This window comes from Streptomyces virginiae (assembly GCF_000720455.1).
GTDB lineage: Bacteria > Actinomycetota > Actinomycetes > Streptomycetales > Streptomycetaceae > Streptomyces > Streptomyces virginiae.
The window spans coordinates 641,899-660,201 of sequence record NZ_JOAK01000001.1 but is presented as its reverse complement, the minus strand read 5'-3'; the positions used below and the strand labels follow the sequence as shown (position 1 = coordinate 660,201).

Genomic DNA, 18,303 nt, shown 5'->3' with positions numbered 1-18,303 from the left:
GGGCTTTCGTTCTGCTGTCTTGCGTTTCCGACTCTATCAGACTCTTTCGTGTCCGACTTCCTCGGCGCTTTCCAGGTTTTCGCTTTCGCGTTTCCCTTTTCGGCGATTCCGACTCTATCAGATCCTTTCGGGCCTGACTCCCGGTCAGCGGGTTGTGCTGCGCGGGCTGTTGGGCCCTCGCGGCGAGTGAGACAGTAGCGGATTCCTCGCCTCCGAACCTAATCGGCGGCGGCGTCCTCGGACGCGGATTCCTCATTCGCAAATACGCATGAAAACGAGACGACAAAGTGCGTCGTTCGTTCGAATGTGTAGTGCGGAATGGTTGTCCGGGGACCGACCGGGGTCGGCGCTCACGTCGGACAACTCGAAGAACCTTACGGACCGGGTACACCCGTGTCAACCCCCTGGTGGCCGCCGCCACGCGGTGCGGGCGAAACTCGCCCCGTCCTCATCCCCGGAGGTCTACGCTGACTCCCATGACTACGCATGCGCTCACGCTCAGCCTTCGCTGGTGGGCCGCCTGACGGCGGCCGACCCTCCACGCGAGCACGCATGCGCTCACGGCCGCCGCCCCCGGCGGCCGTTCTGTTTTCTCCCTCCCGGGAGTGGCCCGGCCGCCCGACACGGTGACCCGACACCACTCACGCACAGGCACAGGGAGAGCAGGACATGACGAGGATCTTCAGCGGGATCAAGCCGACCGGTCACATGACCCTGGGGAACTACCTGGGTGCGGTACGGCAGTGGGTCGCGGCCGACCAGGAACCGGACGACGCCCTGTTCTGCGTCGTCGACCTGCACGCGCTGACCGTCGAGCACGAACCGGCGCGGGTACGGAGGCTGAGCCGGCAGGCCGCGACGCTGCTGATGGCCGCCGGGCTGGAGCCCCAGCGGTGCACCCTCTTCGTACAGAGCCACGTCGACGAGCACACCCGGCTCGCCTACCTGCTGGAGTGCACGGCGACCGACGGGGAGCTGCGGCGGATGATCCAGTACAAGGAGAAGGCGGCGAAGGCACAGGCGTCCGGCGAGGGCGTGCGGCTCAGCCTGCTCACCTATCCGGTGCTGATGGCCGCGGACATCCTGGCGTACGGGGCCGCCGAGGTACCGGTCGGTGAGGACCAGCGGCAGCACGTCGAGCTGACCCGGGACCTGGCGGTGCGCTTCAACCAGCGCTACGGGCACACCTTCACCATTCCGAAGGCGACTCTTCCGTCGGTGGCGGCGCGGGTCATGGACCTGCAGGATCCGACGTCGAAGATGGGGAAGTCGCACGCGAACGGTTCGGGGATCGTCTATCTGCTCGACGAGCCCGGGGTGGTGCGCAAGAAGGTGATGCGGGCCGTCACCGACAGCGGGGACGGTGCGGTGGTCTACGACCGGGAGGCGCGGCCGGGGGTGGCGAACCTGCTGGACGTCCTGGCGGCGTGCACCGGCGGTGATCCGGTGGCGCTCGCCGACGGGTACGACGGGTACGGGGCGCTGAAGCGGGACGTGGCCGACGCGGTGGTCGAGCTGCTGCGGCCGTTGCAGGAGCGGCACGCGGAGCTGGCGGCCGATCCGGCGCAGGTGGACAAGGCGTTGCGGGAGGGCGCGGGGCGGGCCAGGGAGCTGGCGCGGCCCGTGGTGGACCGGGCGTACGAGGCGATCGGGCTGCTCGCGCCGTAGCCGGGCGGGCGACGGGTACGGGCCTCCGCCGCGGCGGGGGCCCGTACCGGTGGTTCAGCTGTTGCCTGAGGCGAGCTCGCGGCTGCGGTCGCGGGCGGCTTCGAGGGCGGCGATCAGGGCGGCGCGTACGCCGTGCTTCTCCAGCTCCACGATCGCGTTGATGGTCGTGCCGGCGGGGGAGGTGACGGCCTCGCGGAGCTTGACGGGGTGTTCGCCGCTGTCGCGGAGCATCACCGCTGCGCCGATGGCGGCCTGGACGATGAGGTCGTGGGCCTGGGCGCGGGGCAGGCCGAGGAGGATGCCGGCGTCGGTCATGGCTTCGACGAGGAAGTAGAAGTACGCGGGTCCGGAGCCGGAGAGGGCGGTGGCCGCGTCCTGCTGGGACTCGGGGACGCGCAGGGTCTTGCCGACGCTGCCGAAGATCTCCTCGGTGTGGGCGAGGTGCTCGGCCGTGGCGTGGCTGCCGGCGGAGATGACGGACATGGCCTCGTCGACGAGGGCGGGGGTGTTCGTCATGACGCGCACGACGGGGGTGCCGGGGCTGAGGCGCTCCTCGAAGAAGGAGGTGGGGACGCCGGCGGCGCCGCTGATGACCAGCCGGCCTGCGGGGACGTGCGGGGCGAGCTCGTCGAGGAGCTTGGCCATGTCCTGGGGTTTGACGGTGAGGATCAGGGTGTCGGCGCGCTTGGCGGCCTCGGCGTTGGAGACGGCCTCGACGCCGTAGCGGGTGCGGAGCTCCTCGGCGCGGTCGCTGCGGCGCGCGGTGACGAGGAGCTTGGAGGCGGGCCAGCCGCCGCGGATCATTCCGCTGAGCAGGGCCTCGCCGATCTTGCCGGTACCGAGGACTGCGACTGTCTGGGTCATGCCCGATTCACCTCGCCGAACTGTTCTTCCGCCTGGGCTGCGCAGCCGTACGCGTACGCGTCCTCATCCTTGCACCCGGGTGCGCAGCGGGGTCGCGGTGTCCGCAGTGCGGTCAGGGGGTGCGGCGGCGGAGGGTGGCGGCGCCGAGGGCGAGGACGAGCAGGGCGCAGGCGGCGACGATCACGGCGTCGCGGACGAAGTCGGCGGTCATGTCGGTGTGGGTGAGGACCTGGGTCATGCCGTCGACGGCGTAGGACATGGGCAGGGCGTCGGAGATGCCTTCGAGTACGGGGTGCATGGTGGCGCGGGCCGCGAAGAGGCCGCAGAGGAGCAGCTGGGGGAAGATCACCGCCGGCATGAACTGGACGGCCTGGAATTCGGAGGCCGCGAAGGCGGAGACGAAGAGGCCGAGGGCGGTGCCGAGGAGGGCGTCGAGGAGGGCGACGAGCAGGAGCAGCCAGGGGGAGCCGACGACGTCGAGGCCGAGGACCCAGAGGGCGAGGCCGGTGGCGAGGAGGGACTGGACGACGGCGACGGCGCCGAAGGCGAGGGCGTAGCCGGCGATGAGGTCGCCCTTGCCCAGGGGCATGGCGAGGAGGCGTTCGAGGGTTCCGGAGGTGCGTTCGCGCAGGGTGGCGATGGAGGTCACCAGGAACATGGTGATGAGGGGGAAGATCCCGAGGAGTGACGCGCCGATGCTGTCGAAGGTGCGGGGGCTGCCGTCGAAGACGAAGCGCAGCAGGGTGAGCATCAGGACGGGCACCAGGAGCATCAGGGCGATGGAGCGCGGGTCGTGGCGGAGCTGGCGCAGGACGCGGGCGGCGGTGGCGGCGGTGCGGGCGGCGTTCATCGGGTCTGCTCCTGGGCGGGGAGGGCGCGGGCCTCGTCGACGAGGCGGAGGAAGCCCTCTTCGACGGTGGCGGAGTGGGTGCGGGTGCGCAGGGCGTCGGGGGTGTCCTGGGCGAGGATGCGGCCTTCGCGCATGAGGAGCAGGTCGTGGCAGCGCTCGGCTTCGTCCATGACGTGGGAGGAGACGAGGATCGTGGCGCCGCGGGTCGCGGCGATGTCGTGGAAGAGGTTCCACAGGTCGCGGCGCAGGACGGGGTCGAGTCCGACGGTGGGCTCGTCGAGGACCAGCAGCTCGGGGGTGCCGAGCAGGGCCACGGCGAGGGAGACGCGGCTGCGCTGGCCGCCGGAGAGGTTGCCGGCGAGGGCGCCCGCGCGACTGGTGAGGTCGACGTCGGTGATGGCGCGGTCCACGGCGTCGGCGCGGCGGATGGCGGCGGCGCGGCCGGGGTCGAGGATCGCGGCGAAGTAGTCGAGGTTCTGGCGGACGGTGAGGTCGTCGTAGACGGAGGGCGCCTGGGTGACGTAGCCGATGCGGGAGCGGAGGTCGGGGTGGCCGGCGGGGCGGCCGAGGACGTCGAGGGTGCCGGTGACGTGGGCCTGGGTGCCGACGATGGCGCGCAGGAGGGTGGATTTGCCGCAGCCGGAGGGGCCGAGGAGGCCGGTGATGCGGCCGCGGGGGACGTCGAAGGCGATGTCGTCGATGACGGTGCGCGGGGTGCGGCCGGTGCCGCGGCGGACGGTGAGGCCGTGGGCGTGCACGGCGGCGGCCGGTTCTTCACCGGCCTGCTTATTCATCATGTGATGAATAATGCTCCTGGCGGTGCCGGGGCGTCAATCACCGGGTGAACTACTTCTTGCGCTTGGGGCGGCGGGCGGCCGGGTTCCCCGTACGGGTGCTGCGGCGGCGCTCGTAGTCGGCGAGGGCGCGCTCGTACTCGGCGCGGCGGACCTTCTCGCCGGGGGCCTCGACCAGGCAGCGCAGGGAGTAGGCGATGAGGGAGCCGATGAAACCGATCGTCTTGAGGCCCTTGAGGGCCGCCTCGTCGGAGGACGGGGCCGGGCGCCGGTTGTAGGAGTCCCAGGTCTTGATGAAGGCGATGGAGCTGGCGATCGCGAAGAGGACGACGACGGAGATGCTGAGGAAGGGGCCGACGTTGCCGATCTCCAGGCCCTCGTAGGAGAGGCGGAGCAGGACGGCGGCGGCGGTGGCCGTGACCAGGGAACCGACGGCGATGGCGGCGCGGCGCAGGCCGTAGCCGCTCTCGTGGTTCACCCAGGTGGTGCCGAAGTACCGGATCGGCTCGGGCTGCGGGCCGGCGGGGACCACCGGCTCGGACGCGGCCGAGGCAGCGGCACGGGCCGGGGCGGCCGGCTCGGCGGGGGTCTGGTCTCGCTGGTCGTCGCTCACAGCAGCGATTATCCCCCGCCGGGCCGGTCGGGCCGGGTGTGTCTCACGTGTCAGACGGGTCGTACGAGCCGCGCGGTCAGCCGCAGTGCGTGACCACGAAGCCGTCGCTGCCGGTCCGCACGTACGCGTCGGAGACGAACCGGCCGTTGCCGACGCAGTCCCAGATGTCGGTCGTGCCGTACGGGCCGGAGACCGTGGTGCCCTCGGTCTGGCAGCGCAGCGTGACGGTCGCGCCGAGCGGCAGGACGTCGATCACCGAATAGTTCGTGCCGGGTCCGCTGCGGACGTTCACCCGGTAGCCGGGAGCCACCGGGTAGGACGGGTAGCCGGAGCCGGAAGCCACGCTCTGGACTTGGCTCGAATCGTTCTCCACCGACATGCGAAATCTCCCCCCATGGGCGTTGCCGTGCGCAACTCGCGCAGGGTAGCAGGACCTTGGAGTTGCGTACGGGTCATCGACTAGGCTCCGGCGGGGGTGGTGAGCGGTGCATTCGCTGCGGGCGGACGACTACGCGGGCTTTCCGGAGTACGCCGGGCAGTACCGGCTCGAATCGGTGCTCGGCTCCGGAGGGATGGGCGTCGTCCACCTCGCCACGTCCGGCTCGGGGCTGAAACTCGCCGTCAAGATCGTGCACGCCGAGCACGCGGTGGACCCGGAGTTCCGGGCCCGCTTCCGGCAGGAGGTCGCGGCCGCGCGCAGGGTGAGCGGGGCGTTCACCGCACCCGTCGTCGACGCCGACCCCGATGCCGAACGGCCTTGGATGGCCACCCTGTTCATCGACGCTCCGACGCTCGCCGAGCGGGTACGGGAGCGGGTGCTGGACCGTACCGAGCTGGCCCGGCTCGCCGCCGGCCTGGCGGAGGCGCTGCGGGACATCCACCGGGCGGGCGTGGTGCACCGGGACCTCAAGCCGAGCAACGTGCTCATGGCGCCCGACGGGGTGCGCGTCATCGACTTCGGGATCTCGCGGCCGGCGGACAGCGATCTGCGGACCGAGACCGGGAAGCTGATCGGGACGCCGCCGTTCATGGCGCCCGAGCAGTTCCAGCGGCCCCGCGACGTGGGGACTGCCGCGGACGTCTTCGCGCTGGGGGCGGTGCTCGTGCACGCGGCGACGGGCCGCGGGCCCTTCGACTCCGACAGCCACTACCTGGTGGCGTACCAGGTGGTGCACAGCGAGCCCGATCTGACCGGGCTGCCGCGGCAACTCGTACCGCTCGTCGAACGGTGCCTGGCCAAGGATCCGCAGGAGCGGCCCACCGCCGCGGAGCTGATCGCCGAGATGCGGGCGGTCGCGTACCCGACCGCCGAGGACACCCAGGCATTCATCCCCCGGCCGCGCCCGCCCGACGGGGCCGAGCTGCTCACCCACCGCAGGGAGGTGGTCCCCGCCGGGCCGGAGCCGCGGGTCCCGCGCCGGCGGCGGGCGCGGGTCGCCGTCGCTGCCGGGGTCGGGCTGCTGCTCGTGGGCGGCGCCGTGGGCGGGTACCTGCGCTACGGGACGGCCGCCGGGTCCTCGCCCGCCCAGATCGCCGGGAAGGCGGATCCGGCGCCGGCGAAGGCCTTCACCCCCTGGTCGGTCCCGCTGGGCAAGCCCGGTACGGGCAGCCGGATCGGTGCCTGCTCCTGGCAGGCGGAGGCCCTCTACTGCGCCGGACCGGGCCTCGCCGCGGCCAGACTCAACCCCGCGGACGGCAGCGCGGTGTGGAGGCTGGAGGCGCCCGCGCCCGCCCCCGCGAAGGGGACGACGACCGCGGGCGCTCCCCTGCACGCCGGCGGCCGGGTCCTCGTCGTGGTGCCGGGCAGCGAGACGCTCCAGGCGCTGGACCCGGCCACCGGGGCCGAGCGCTGGCGGCACAGGCTCCCCGCCGGTTCGCAGACGGTGGCCGCGGGCGCGCAGGTGCTGCTGGTGGGCACGAACGGCAACGTCACCGCGCTCGACGCGGCCGCCGGGACGACGCGCTGGACCCAGCAGATCGGCGGGGTCGGCTCCGTCTGGTGGACCGGCGGCGGGCCGGAGGGCGGCGGCGCGCCCGAACTGTACGTGGCGACGCCCGACGCCAGCGGTTCCACGCAGCTCGCCGCGGTCGATCCGGCGACCGGGGCCGTCACCCGGCAGTTCCGTACGGCGGGGCGGCTGCGGCCGGTGGGGGCGGCACCCGGCGGCCTGTACCTGATGGACGTCGACGCGGCCGGGCGGACCACCGCCGTCGTGCGCACCGATCTCGTGGTGCAGACGGCGCAGCGGGTGCGGCTCACGGCACCGCTGTTCGACGCGGAGGCGGCGGTGGACCGGGACGGGGTCACGTACCTGTTCGGGACCTCCGGCGCGCTGGTCGCCGTCGGGGCCGACAAGGAGCGGTGGCGGCTGGAGACGGGCGTGACGGTGGCCTCGCGCCCGGTGGTCGCCGGCGGCCGGGTCCTCCTGACGGCGCCGGACGGCCGGCTGCTGGCCGTCGACGCCGCCGACGGACGCCCGGCGGGCCAGACCAGGCCGCGGATGGCCGACGGCAAGGCCACCTACGCGTCGACGCTGCCCGCGCCGGTGGCCGGTGGCGGTCGGGTGTTCGCGGGCGCGCCCGACGGCTCGGTGTTCGCGGTGGACGCGGGCGATCCGGCCCGGTGGTGAACGCGGGCGCGCCGACCCCGTGGTGAACGCGGGCGCGCCGACCCCGTGGTGAACGCGGCCGATCCGGGGTGAAACGCGGGCGCCCCCGCACCGGCACGGTGCGGGGGCGTCGCTGCGGGGGCCGGCCGGGTCAGCCCAGCCGGGTGACGTCGCGGACCGCGCCCTTGTCGGCGCTGGTGGCCATCGCGGCGTAGGCGCGCAGGGCCGCGGAGACCTTGCGCTCGCGGTTCTTCGGGGCGTAGACCCCGCCGAGGGCCTCGTGGCGGGCCGCCAGGGTGGCGTCGTCGACGAGGATCTCGATGGACCGGTTCGGGATGTCGATGCGGATCAGGTCGCCGTCCTCGACGACGGCGATGTCGCCGCCGGACGCGGCCTCGGGGGAGGCGTGGCCGATCGACAGGCCGGAGGTGCCGCCGGAGAAGCGGCCGTCCGTCACCAGCGCGCAGACCTTGCCGAGGCCGCGGCCCTTGAGGAAGGACGTCGGGTAGAGCATCTCCTGCATGCCGGGGCCGCCGCGCGGGCCCTCGTAGCGGATGACGACGACGTCGCCCGCCTTGACCTCCTTGCGCAGGATCTTGTCGACGGCCTCGTCCTGCGACTCGCAGACGACCGCCGGGCCCTCGAAGGTCCAGATCGACTCGTCGACGCCGGCCGTCTTCACGACGCAGCCGTCGACGGCGATGTTGCCGCGCAGGACGGCCAGGCCGCCGTCCTTGGAGTACGCGTGCTGCACGGAGCGGATGCAGCCGCCCTCGGCGTCGAGGTCGAGGGTGTCCCAGCGCTCGGACTGGGAGAAGGCGGTCGCGGAACGCTTGCAGCCGGGGGCCGCGTGCCACAGCTCCATCGCCGTGTCGCTCGCCGTGCCGGAGCGGGCGTCCCACTTGCCCAGCCAGTCGTCCAGGCCCTCTGAGTGGACGGTCGTCACGTCCTTGTTGAGGAGCCCGCCGCGGTGCAGCTCGCCGAGGATGGCGGGGATGCCGCCGGCGCGGTGCACGTCCTCCATGTAGTACGTGCCGCCGGGCGCGACGTTCGGGGCGACCTTGGCCAGGCAGGGGACGCGGCGCGAGACGGCGTCGATGTCCTTGAGGTCGTACTCCAGGCCCGCCTCCTGGGCGGCGGCCAGCAGGTGCAGGATCGTGTTGGTGGAGCCGCCCATGGCGATGTCGAGGGCCATGGCGTTCTCGAAGGCCTCGCGGGTGGCGATGTTGCGGGGCAGGACGGACTCGTCGCCGTCCCCGTAGTACCGCTGGGTGATCTCCACGACCGTGCGGCCGGCGTCCTCGTACAGGGCACGGCGGGCGGTGTGCGTGGCGAGGACCGAACCGTTGCCCGGGAGGGCCAGGCCGATGGCCTCGGCGAGGCAGTTCATCGAGTTGGCGGTGAACATGCCGGAACACGAACCGCAGGTGGGACAGGCGTTCTCCTCGATGCGGAGCACGTCCTCGTCGGAGACGTTCTCGTTGGAGGCGTCCACCATGGCGTCGATCAGGTCCAGCTTGCGGACGGTGCCGTCCACGAGGATGGCCTGGCCGGCCTCCATCGGGCCGCCGGAGACGAACACGGCCGGGATGTTGAGGCGCATGGCGGCCATCAGCATGCCGGGGGTGATCTTGTCGCAGTTGGAGATGCAGATCAGGGCGTCGGCGCAGTGCGCCTCGACCATGTACTCCACGCTGTCCGCGATCAGGTCGCGGGACGGCAGGGAGTACAGCATGCCGCCGTGGCCCATCGCGATGCCGTCGTCGACGGCGATCGTGTTGAACTCGCGCGGGATCGCGCCGGCCGCGCGGATGGCGTCGGAGACGATCCGGCCGACGGGCGCCAGGTGCGTGTGACCGGGGACGAACTCGGTGAAGGAGTTGGCGACCGCGATGATCGGCTTGCCGATGTCCTCGCTCGCTACGCCCGACGCGCGCATAAGGGCGCGGGCGCCCGCCATGTTGCGGCCGTGGGTGACGGTGCGGGACCTCAGCTCGGGCATGCGGTTCACTCCCCATGAGTGCGGCTGGCCGTACGGTCGGCCGCGACTGCGGATATGGCTCAGATACGAGGCTACGCCCACCGCCCGGGATCCGGACGGCATGTCCGCATGGCGGGACGGGCGGCTCAGCCCTCGGTCAGGTACCGCTGAAGCGTAGGGGCCACGAGCGCCACGATGTCCTCCGGGTCCGCGGACGCGAGGGGCTCGACCCGCAGGACGTAGCGCAGGATCGCGATGCCGACCATGTGGGAGGCGGCGAGCTCGGCGCGGAAGGTCGGATCGGGCACGTCCAGGTCGGCGGCGACCCGCTCCAGGACCCTGCGCAGCACCAGCCCGCGCAGCACCTTCGCGGCGGCCTCGTGCGTGAGCGCGGAGCGGATCACGGCGAGCAGCGGGGCCCGGGTGACCGGGTTCTCCCACACCCCGAGGAAGTAGCGGGCGAGGCGCTCGCCGATGCCGTCGGGCCCCTCGCCGATGACGGCCGGGACCACCAGGGCCGGCTCCATGCTCATCTCGATGGCCGCGGCGAACAGGTCGTCCTTGCTGCCGAAGTAGTGGTGCACCAGCGCCGGGTCCACGCCGGCGACCTTCGCGATGCCGCGCACGGACGTCTTGTCGTAGCCGCGCTCCGCGAACACCTCACGGGCGGCGAGCCGGATGCGCTCCTGGGTGCCCGGACCCTCCTCGGCCTCGTCCTGGCGGGGCCGGCCCGGGCCCCGGCGGCGCGGCGTGCTCTCCCCGGTCACGGCCGGCGGGCCCGGTCGTGCCCGGCGGTGGCCAGGTGCAGGCGGGTGAAGGCCAGCGCCTCGGCGAGGTCGGCCTCGCGCTCGGCGGAGGACATCGCCCGCCGCGTGTTGACCTCGATCACCACGTGGCCGTCGAAGGAGCTCCGGGCGAGGCGTTCCAGCAGCTCGGCGCAGGGCTGCGTACCGCGCCCCGGCACCAGGTGCTCGTCCTTCGCCGATCCGTTCCCGTCGGCGAGGTGCACGTGGGCGAGCCGCTCCCCCATCCGGTCGATCATCGCGGTCGCGTCCGTGCGGGCGGTCGCGGTGTGCGACAGGTCGACGGTGAAGTGCCGGTAGTCGTCCTTCGTCACGTCCCACTCGGGGGCGTAGGCGAGCATCTCGCGGTCGCGGTACCGCCACGGATACATGTTCTCCACGGCGAACCGGACGTCGGTCTCCTCTGCCATCCGCCAGATACCGGAGACGAAGTCCCGGGCGTACTGGCGCTGCCACCGGAACGGCGGATGCACGACGACGGTGGACGCGCCGAGCTTCTCGGCCGCCGACCGGGCGCGCTGGAGCTTGACCCACGGATCGGTGGACCACACCCGCTGGGTGATCAGCAGGCAGGGCGCGTGGACGGCGAGGATCGGCACCTGGTGCTGGTCCGACAGGCGGCGCAGCGCGTCGATGTCCTGGCTGACCGGATCCGTCCACACCATCACCTCGACGCCGTCGTATCCGAGGCGTGCGGCGATCTCGAAGGCGGTCGCCGTGGACTCCGGATAGACGGAGGCGGTGGACAGGGCGACCTTCGCGGTGGGGATGCGGACGGGTTCTGCCACGGGGACAGGGTACGGGGCCCGCGGCCGCCCGGTACGTGACGGCCGCCACGCGGGCCCGGTTCCGGCCGTCAGACGAGCCGGAAGAAGAGCGTGTCCTGGGTGTACCAGTCGAGGTCCCTCGTCGCGCGCTCCCACTCCTCGTGCTCGGCTTCGAGCTTGTCGACGAGCTCCTGCACGTCGTAGTGGAAGTCCGGGTCCATCCGCGGCAGGACGGCCCGGTAGGCGCCGGCGGCCGCCTTGGTCCTCGCGAGCGGCAGGTGCCCGATGGCGGGGTATCCGTCCATCGACCAGGGGATGTCGGGGAATTCCACGGGCGGCCCGCCGTAGAGGAACCCGTGGGGCAGCAGGTCGGCGGGCACGCCGAGCCGGCGCATCTCGTCGTCGACGAGGCCGAAGAAGGTGCTGGGCCTGGAGTACGTGCCCAGGTGCGAGCCGTCCGAGGCGTTGCTGTCGATGACGAGCTGCAGGGCGGTGGTGTAGGCGTTGCCCGCGCAGTCCGCGTCCGAGTCGGTGTGCCCGGCGACGAGGTGCTCCAGCGCGTCGGGGACGGACAACCCCCAGTCCACGCCCTGGTGGTCGAGGCCGTCCTGATAGGCCCTCGCGCGATTGCGCATGAGCTCCAGCCGGCGCAGCTGATCCGCCGTGAGGTCGCCCTTGCTGCCGAGGTAGGCCAGCACGTGGGCCTTGTCCGCCGTCGAGTACGAGATGTTGTGACTCATGGTCACCATCCTGCCGACCACCACCGACAGCGCTTGTCGGTGTCGGCCCCTATGGTCCGGCCAGGACCTCGTCGGGGGAGCGGGAATGGGTTTCACGGGTGAACTGGTCTTCGGCCGCAGCGATCGTCCACTGCTGCGGGCGCCGGTCTTCGGCGGCGCGCAGGAGGACGACGCGGGCGGGATCACGTCATGGCGGCCGAGACCGGGCGGCTGGCAGACATGGCAGTTCCACCGCACGCTGCCCGGGGACCCGGACCACGTCCTGCGTGCGCTGGTCGAGTGGACCGGCGCCCCGGCCTGCATCGCCTCCGTGCACGACAGCGACGTGGCGCTGGTCGTCGGCCTGGAACCCGGCGGCGAGCGCTGGGACGCCTGGCTGAACCTCAAGACGGCGGCCGCGATGACGGACCGCCCCCTGCCCGAACTGGCCGCCCACGTCACCGACGACGCCGCGGGCGCCCTGTCGTGGGCCCGGTCCGCGGGCTTCGGCGAAAACGTGGCCGCGGCCACCATCGAGGCGACCCTGCACTCCCACGACCCCTTCGCGGAGGAACTCTTCGACACCCTCCTGAACCACCTGGGCTTCCCCCCGGCCCCGGCCCTGGAACCGCAACCGGAGGCCTGAGCGCCGGCGCGTCGGTACGCTGACGCAATGATGCGGACCGTCGTCCTGGACATCGGCGAGACCCTGACCCGGGACGATCGCTATTGGGGGGCGTGGGCGGACTGGCTCGACGTACCCCGGCACACCCTTTCCGCACTGGTCGGTGCGGTGGTCGTGGACGGACGGGACAACGCGGACGCCCTCCGCCTCCTGCGGCCGGGCATCGACATCACCGCCGAATACGCCGCCCGAGAGGCCGCGGGACGCGGCGAACGGCTCGAGGAGACGGACCTCTACGAGGACGTCCGCCCCGCCCTGTCGGCCCTGCGGGCGGACGGGGTACGAGTCGTCGTGGCGGGCAACCAGAGCCGCCGGGCAGGCGAGTTGCTGCGCGCGCTGGACCTCCCCGCAGACCTCGTCGTCACGTCCGGCGACTGGAAGGTGTCGAAGCCGGCACCCGCGTTCTTCGAACGGGTACTGACGGTGTCCGGCAGCCCGGCCGCCGAAACCCTCTACGTCGGCGATCACCCGGCCAACGACATCCACCCGGCCCGAGCCGCGGGCCTGCGCACCGCCCACATCCGCCGCGGCCCCTGGGGACATTGGTGGGCGGACGACCCCGAGGTCAGGGCCGCGGCGGACTGGTCGATCAACTCCCTCACCGACCTGCCCGCCATCGTCAATCCGTAGACGCATCCTTTGCGGCTCTTGCAGAGGAACACCATCTGTCCCTACGCCAAGGACAGATGGAGGGCTCGTGACCGAGAAGGACGAACACCCCCGGCCGGAAGAGCCACGGCAGCTCGCGCAACGCCCGTGTCGCCTCGGCCCACCCGGCCCCAGCCAGGACCTCCTGGAACGGGCGCGTGTCGGCTGGGAGCGGTTCATCGGATCCATCGATGACTGACGGCTACGAGTACGTGCCGCACCCCCTGCTCCGACGGCGCGTGCGCGACGTGGCCAGCGGCATGGAAGGCGAGCTGATGGCAGTGATCAACGAAGACGTGTCGACCTCACTCCACCCCTACTGGGTGGAGCTCGCATACATCCGGGGCCCGTCCGGCCGCGAGTTCTCCACAGCGGTGGACAACATCGAGCCGACCGAACCGCACCCGGGCCACCACACGTGACCCGCCCCGGACGGTCGCAGACCGTCCGAGGGGGTCTGTTCCGCGAAGCCGGCAGCTCTTTCGCAAGGATGCCGGCCTTCCCAGTGACCGGACGACAGGAGCCGGTTCACCACGGCTGGCGTGCAGCAGAACGGGGCAGCTTGTCCAGGGCCGCGGGGGAGCCGATCATTCGGGTCATGAGACCCGAGGTGCAGACGTTCGTTGCCGACGGACCGCTTCCCGACTGGGACGCGAGCGAGGAGGAGATCGACCGGCGTGAACGCCAGCTGAGGACGATCTCCCGCCCCGTCACGTCCGAAGAGGCAGCTGCCCTGGCCGCCTGCTTCGGCCCCGACGACTGCTACGGCGTCGCCTGGACGCTCGTGCACTTGATCGAGACGGCTCCCAGCCGGGTGCCGCCGTGGGAGGATCCGGGTCCGGAAGCCGGCGACTGGGCCGAGGTTCTGCGGGGGCGATGGGGCGGCGGACCCCGCACGGCTTGACGGCTCAACTGCGTGAGGACCGCCCGCAGACGCCCTCCATGAGAAGTGGATCCAGGTGCCTGCGGCTCATGACCGGCCCCGGACCGATGGCAGACGCGCGATGGAGAAGCGCGTAGCGATCGATGGCGGCCTATGCCCAGCCCAAGGGACTCGCAGCCGCCATCCGTCAGGAGCGCGTGGCGATTTGGGGCGCCCCGGGCTCCGCCCGGGCATCTCCGACACCCCGTCTCATGATCGATGGCCCGGCCCGTTCCTTCGGGGGCTTCCCGGCTGTCCTCGTATGTCCGGGGCGGGACGGGCGGTCAAGGGTGGCCGAAGGCCATCGCGCAGCGACGCGACCGCAGGGAGCGCCCTTGAGGGGCCGGCACGGCCCGGAGAGACGATGGGACTGACGGGAAACCCCCAGCCCATCTCCGACACCGCCCCGGCAGGTCGCCCCCGCCGAAGCCCCCGCCCGGCAGACGACCGGCCCCCGCCCCGGCCCCGACGGGGGCGGGTGGGCAGCCACCGACCGGCAGCGGTGGAGCCGCGGGGGTGAAGGCGCCGAGTGCGCGGGCACCCGTACGCGTACCCCCGCCCGGGGCTCCCCCCTACCCTCTACGCCGGTGCCGCGCCCGGGGTGGGGAGGTGGTCCAGGCGGCGGAGGATGACGCCCTCGCGCAGGGCCCACGGGCAGATCTCCAGCTCCTCGACGCCGAAGAGGTCCATCGTGGCCTCGGCGACCAGCGCGCCCGCCAGGAGCTGGTTCGCCCGGCCCTCCGAGACGCCCGGGAGGGTGGAGCGCTGGGCGGTCGTCATCGCGGCCAGGCGCGGGACCCATTCCTCCAGGGCCTTGCGGCTGAGGTCGCGCTGCACGTACAGGCCGTCGGCCGAGCGGGCCGCGCCCGCGATGCGGGCCAGCTGCTTGAACGTCTTCGACGTCGCCACCACGTGGTCCGGGGCCCCGAAGCGGCTGAACTCGCGGACCGTCCGGGCGATCTCCGTCCGCACGTGCCGCCGCAGCGCCCGGATGTCGACGGCGTCGGGCGGGTCGCCCGGCAGCCAGCCCGCGGTGAGGCGGCCCGCGCCCAGCGGGAGCGAGACGGCCGCGTCCGGGTCCTCGTCGATGCCGTAGGCGATCTCCAGGGAGCCGCCGCCGATGTCCAGGACCAGCAGCTTCCCGGCCGACCAGCCGAACCAGCGGCGGGCGGCGAGGAAGGTGAGCCGCGCCTCGTCCTCACCGCTCAGCACCGGCAGGTCGACGCCGGTCTCGGCCTTGACCCGGGCCAGGACCTCGTCCGCGTTCGTGGCCTCGCGCACCGCGCTGGTCGCGAAGGGCAGGACGTCCTCGCAGCCCTTGTCCTCGGCGGCCTGCACCGCTTCGTTGACGACCGAGAGGAGCCGCTCGACGCCCGCGGGGGTGACGGCGCCGGCGTCGTCGAGGAGCTCCGCCAGCCTTATCTCCACCTTGTGCGAGTGCGCGGGCTGCGGGCGCGCACCGGGGTGCGCGTCCACCACCAGCAGATGGACGGTATTCGAACCCACATCAAGGACACCGAGTCTCATAGGGGGAAACGCTACTGCGAGGAAGACTCAGGGGTTGTGTAAGGGGCGCTTAGGCTTGGGTTTGTGCCAAATACGAAGAAGGCCAACAAGACCCGGTCGCAGAAGGACACGGGCAAGGACTCAGGCAAGAACCCGATCAAGAGCACGGGCGGCGCCAAGGGCGGCAAGGCCGGGAAGGGCAAGGCCGTGGCTGATGAGAAGGGGCTCGATTTCCCCCGGGCCTGGGTGGAGTTCCCCGACCCCGCCGACGACGAGCAGGTCTTCCGCTGTGACCTGACCTGGCTCACCTCCCGCTGGACCTGCATCTTCGGGAGCGGCTGCCAGGGCATCCAGGCGGGCAGGGCCTCGGACGGCTGCTGCACGCTCGGTGCGCACTTCTCCGACGAGGACGACGAGAAGCGCGTCGCGGAGCACGTGGCGCGGCTGACGCCCGAGGTGTGGCAGTTCCACGACGTCGGCAGCGAGAGCGGGTGGACGCAGAACGACGACGACGGGGAGAAGCAGACCCGCCGCTGGGACGGCGCGTGCATCTTCCTGAACCGGCCCGGTTTCCCCGCCGGGGCCGGCTGCTCGCTCCACATCCTCGCGCTGAGGGAGGGCAGGGAGCCGCTGGAGACCAAGCCGGACGTCTGCTGGCAGCTGCCGATCCGCCGGACGTACGAGTGGATCGACCGGCCCGACGACACCCGGGTGCTGCAGGTGTCGATCGGCGAGTACGACCGCCGCGGCTGGGGTCCCGGCGGCCACGACCTGCACTGGTGGTGCACGTCGGCGACGTCCGCGCACGGCGCCGGGGACCCGGTGTACGTGTCGTACCGCGCCGAGCTGACGGAGCTGATGGGCAAGGAGGGCTACGAGGCGCTCGTGCAGCTGTGCGAGGCCCGGCTGGCATCGCTGCTGCCGATGGCTCCGCACCCCGCGGACCCGACTCCGTAGCACCCCGCAGGACCCCGTACGACCCCGACGACCGTACGAGGTCAGCCGCCCGCCGGCCCCGACGGTGCGGGGTCGGGCGCGGGGGAAACCGTTCCGCCCGTGCCGTCCGTCGGGGTCGGCGCGGGCGTCGGGGACGGCGGCGGGATCGTCGGCTCCGTCGGGGCCGTCGTCGGTGTGGGCCCCTGGGTCTGGTCCGGCGTCGGCGACGGGCTCGCGGGCTGCGTCGGCTCCGGCTGCGGGGCCGGTGTCGACGCGGGCCGGCCGCGGCCCCGGATGGAGACCACCGCACCCGTCGGGTCGACTCCGACCCGGGCGGTCCAGGCGCCGACGGGCTGCGCCTCGGGATCCACGGCGATGTGCAGGGTGACCGATTCTCCAGGCGCGAGCGTGCCCGCGGTGCGGCTCGCGCGCAGCCAGGGCGCGTCGGACCAGAGCCGCCAGTCCACCGGGGCGCCGCCCGAGGCGGTGAGGGTGAGCACGGTGAGGGCGCCGCGCGAGGACGCGGCCACGGAGAGGCGGCCGGGGGTGCCGGCGTGGTCGGGGGTCGCCGGCGGGCCGGTGCTGATCACCTCGACGGAGACGTCGGAGGAGTCGCTGCTCTCGGCGAAGCCGGGGCCGCTGGTGGTGCCGGTGGCGTTCCCGGTGTTCTCGTAGGCGGTGAGCGGGCGGCCGTCGATCCGGGCGGTCGGCATCTCGGTCTCGCTCGCGGAGATACGGGTGGAGCCGTTGCCGACGGGTTCGCCGGTGCCGTGTTCGCCGCGGTACGAGGCCCACAGCGCCAGGACCGGGGCCGCGACGACGGTGGCCACGACGGTGGTGGTCACGGCGCGGGCCCGCAGCCGGTCGCGGCGGGCGGCGCGGTCCTTGGGGTCCATCGGGAAGCCGGTGCGGTCGAAGCGCGGGCCGGGGCTGCGGCCGCGGCCCCGGCCGGAGCGGAGCATCGCCGCGTGGACGGCGGTGCGGGGGGCGGGTACGAGGGGCAGTGCGGCGGTGTCGACGCCGCCCGAGCCGGGCCAGGGGGCGGCGGCGCCCACCCGTTCGGCGACGCGCCGGCAGCGGGGGCAGTCGTCGACGTGGCGGACGAGTTCGGCGCGCAGGGTGCTGGACAGCAGCACGTCTCCGTCGCCGCCGGTGCCGTCCGGGTCGCCGCCGGTGAGCTGGGAGACGCTGGGGCAGCTGCCGGTCTCGACGACGGCGAGGGCGGCGCGGGTGCGCTCCACCTCGCAGGCGGCTCCGGTCAGGAGCTCCCGGGCGGCGGCGGGGGGCGTGCCGAGGACGGCGGCGAGTTCGGGGACGCCGAGGCGATGGCGGACGGCGAGTTCGAGTGCCTCGCGCTGCGCGGGCGTGGTCCCCGCGGCCTCCGGCCAGGCCAGTCGGGCCAGCTCGGTACGGCGGTAGGCGCTGACGTCAAGCTGTCGGCGGCCCTCCGTGGCCGGTCCGTCGCCCGCTGCGCCCCCCGGCGCATGCTCGCGCCCGGTGTGCTCCGGCGCACGCCGGGCGGAATGCGCTCCCTGGCGTACGCGCCGCTGCTCGGCCAGGCGGCGCAGGCAGCCCCAGCGGGCGAGCGCGTAGAGCCAGGCCCGCCGGTCGCCCTCGTCCGGGCAGCGGCCGGGATGGCGCTCGGCCACGGCGAGGACGTCTCCGAGCACGTCGGTGGCGGTGTCGTGGTCGCAGAGGACCGACAGGCAGTAGGTGAACAGGCCGTCGAGATACGGCTCGTGCCGGAAGGGGCGCGGCGGCTCCTCTTCTTGATCCGTGCGCCCGTGCGCCCGGTGTGCGCCGGTGCGCGGTGAGGGTGGTGCCTGGTCGCTGCTGTTCACCTGGCGACCGTAGGCGGCGCGCCGGGGGCGCCCTGGAAGCCTTCCCCAGTTTTAGCCCTTATGGGTGAACAGATCGTTGACGCGCTGACGGGGGGCC

General features: G+C 72.9%; 19 protein-coding genes. 8 read left to right on the top strand and 11 right to left on the bottom strand.

What is annotated here, in order from left to right:
• Positions 1-669 precede the first annotated feature (669 nt).
• Positions 670-1,668, top strand: coding sequence for a tryptophan--tRNA ligase (gene trpS / locus IG86_RS0103050; protein WP_030817618.1), 999 nt, complete (start codon positions 670-672; stop codon positions 1,666-1,668).
• A gap of 54 nt (positions 1,669-1,722) precedes the next feature.
• Here the strand turns inward: trpS and proC are convergent, their stop codons facing one another.
• The 5 genes from proC to IG86_RS0103025 form a co-directional block, all read right to left on the bottom strand.
• Positions 1,723-2,532, bottom strand: a complete 810-nt coding sequence (proC, locus tag IG86_RS0103045) for a pyrroline-5-carboxylate reductase (protein WP_030817617.1) — start codon at positions 2,530-2,532, stop codon at positions 1,723-1,725.
• A 112-nt stretch (positions 2,533-2,644) separates the two neighbouring features.
• On the bottom strand, positions 2,645-3,382 hold the full coding sequence (locus tag IG86_RS0103040) for an ABC transporter permease (RefSeq protein ID WP_030817616.1): 738 nt from the start codon (positions 3,380-3,382) through the stop codon (positions 2,645-2,647).
• Complete coding sequence (locus tag IG86_RS0103035) at positions 3,379-4,179, bottom strand: ABC transporter ATP-binding protein (RefSeq protein ID WP_030817615.1); 801 nt, start codon at positions 4,177-4,179, stop codon at positions 3,379-3,381. Before IG86_RS0103035 ends, IG86_RS0103040 begins: the two co-directional genes overlap by 4 nt.
• A gap of 49 nt (positions 4,180-4,228) precedes the next feature.
• A complete protein-coding gene (locus IG86_RS0103030; protein ID WP_030894420.1) occupies positions 4,229-4,789 on the bottom strand; it encodes a hypothetical protein in 561 nt (186 codons plus the stop codon).
• A 76-nt stretch (positions 4,790-4,865) separates the two neighbouring features.
• Complete coding sequence (locus IG86_RS0103025) at positions 4,866-5,168, bottom strand: SH3 domain-containing protein (protein WP_030817613.1); 303 nt, start codon at positions 5,166-5,168, stop codon at positions 4,866-4,868.
• 106 nt (positions 5,169-5,274) lie between these two features.
• Between IG86_RS0103025 and IG86_RS0103020 the strand changes: the two genes are divergently transcribed.
• Entirely contained in the window at positions 5,275-7,419 is a 2,145-nt protein-coding gene (locus IG86_RS0103020) for a serine/threonine-protein kinase (protein ID WP_051784926.1), read from the top strand.
• A gap of 130 nt (positions 7,420-7,549) precedes the next feature.
• Here the strand turns inward: IG86_RS0103020 and ilvD are convergent, their stop codons facing one another.
• The 4 genes from ilvD to IG86_RS0103000 form a co-directional block, all read right to left on the bottom strand.
• A complete protein-coding gene (gene ilvD, locus IG86_RS0103015) occupies positions 7,550-9,400 on the bottom strand; it encodes a dihydroxy-acid dehydratase (RefSeq protein ID WP_030817611.1) in 1,851 nt (616 codons plus the stop codon).
• 125 nt (positions 9,401-9,525) lie between these two features.
• Positions 9,526-10,146, bottom strand: coding sequence for a TetR/AcrR family transcriptional regulator (locus tag IG86_RS0103010; RefSeq protein ID WP_030817610.1), 621 nt, complete (start codon positions 10,144-10,146; stop codon positions 9,526-9,528).
• Positions 10,143-10,970 carry a sugar phosphate isomerase/epimerase family protein gene (locus IG86_RS0103005; RefSeq protein WP_030817609.1) on the bottom strand — a complete coding sequence of 276 codons (828 nt, stop codon included), beginning with the start codon at positions 10,968-10,970 and terminating at the stop codon, positions 10,143-10,145. Before IG86_RS0103005 ends, IG86_RS0103010 begins: the two co-directional genes overlap by 4 nt.
• 68 nt (positions 10,971-11,038) lie before the next feature.
• A complete protein-coding gene (locus IG86_RS0103000; RefSeq protein ID WP_030817608.1) occupies positions 11,039-11,689 on the bottom strand; it encodes a DUF7691 family protein in 651 nt (216 codons plus the stop codon).
• An 85-nt stretch (positions 11,690-11,774) separates the two neighbouring features.
• Here IG86_RS0103000 and IG86_RS0102995 point away from each other — a divergent pair, with 85 nt between their 5' ends.
• From IG86_RS0102995 to IG86_RS0102980, 5 genes are all read left to right on the top strand, one after another.
• Positions 11,775-12,314: a hypothetical protein gene (locus IG86_RS0102995; RefSeq protein WP_037847130.1), complete on the top strand. Its 540-nt coding sequence runs from the start codon at positions 11,775-11,777 to the stop codon at positions 12,312-12,314.
• 30 nt (positions 12,315-12,344) lie between these two features.
• Entirely contained in the window at positions 12,345-12,983 is a 639-nt protein-coding gene (locus IG86_RS0102990; protein ID WP_037847229.1) for an HAD family hydrolase, read from the top strand.
• Positions 12,984-13,050: 67 nt separating this feature from the next.
• Positions 13,051-13,200 carry a hypothetical protein gene (locus IG86_RS43475; RefSeq protein WP_167751129.1) on the top strand — a complete coding sequence of 50 codons (150 nt, stop codon included), beginning with the start codon at positions 13,051-13,053 and terminating at the stop codon, positions 13,198-13,200.
• A complete protein-coding gene (locus IG86_RS0102985; protein WP_030817605.1) occupies positions 13,193-13,423 on the top strand; it encodes a hypothetical protein in 231 nt (76 codons plus the stop codon). Before IG86_RS43475 ends, IG86_RS0102985 begins: the two co-directional genes overlap by 8 nt.
• Before the next feature lie 176 nt (positions 13,424-13,599).
• Positions 13,600-13,905, top strand: coding sequence for a hypothetical protein (locus IG86_RS0102980; protein WP_030817604.1), 306 nt, complete (start codon positions 13,600-13,602; stop codon positions 13,903-13,905).
• Between the two features lie 597 nt (positions 13,906-14,502).
• Here IG86_RS0102980 and IG86_RS0102975 read toward each other — a convergent pair.
• Positions 14,503-15,450 (bottom strand): Ppx/GppA family phosphatase, encoded by a 948-nt coding sequence (locus tag IG86_RS0102975; RefSeq protein ID WP_030817602.1) that lies wholly within the window; start codon positions 15,448-15,450, stop codon positions 14,503-14,505.
• Between the two features lie 135 nt (positions 15,451-15,585).
• Here IG86_RS0102975 and IG86_RS0102970 point away from each other — a divergent pair, with 135 nt between their 5' ends.
• Positions 15,586-16,386 carry a DUF3109 family protein gene (locus tag IG86_RS0102970; protein WP_045936366.1) on the top strand — a complete coding sequence of 267 codons (801 nt, stop codon included), beginning with the start codon at positions 15,586-15,588 and terminating at the stop codon, positions 16,384-16,386.
• 41 nt (positions 16,387-16,427) lie between these two features.
• Here IG86_RS0102970 and IG86_RS0102965 read toward each other — a convergent pair whose 3' ends face one another.
• On the bottom strand, positions 16,428-18,206 hold the full coding sequence (locus IG86_RS0102965) for a BACON domain-containing protein (RefSeq protein WP_037847126.1): 1,779 nt from the start codon (positions 18,204-18,206) through the stop codon (positions 16,428-16,430).
• Between the last annotated feature and the right edge of the window lie 97 nt (positions 18,207-18,303).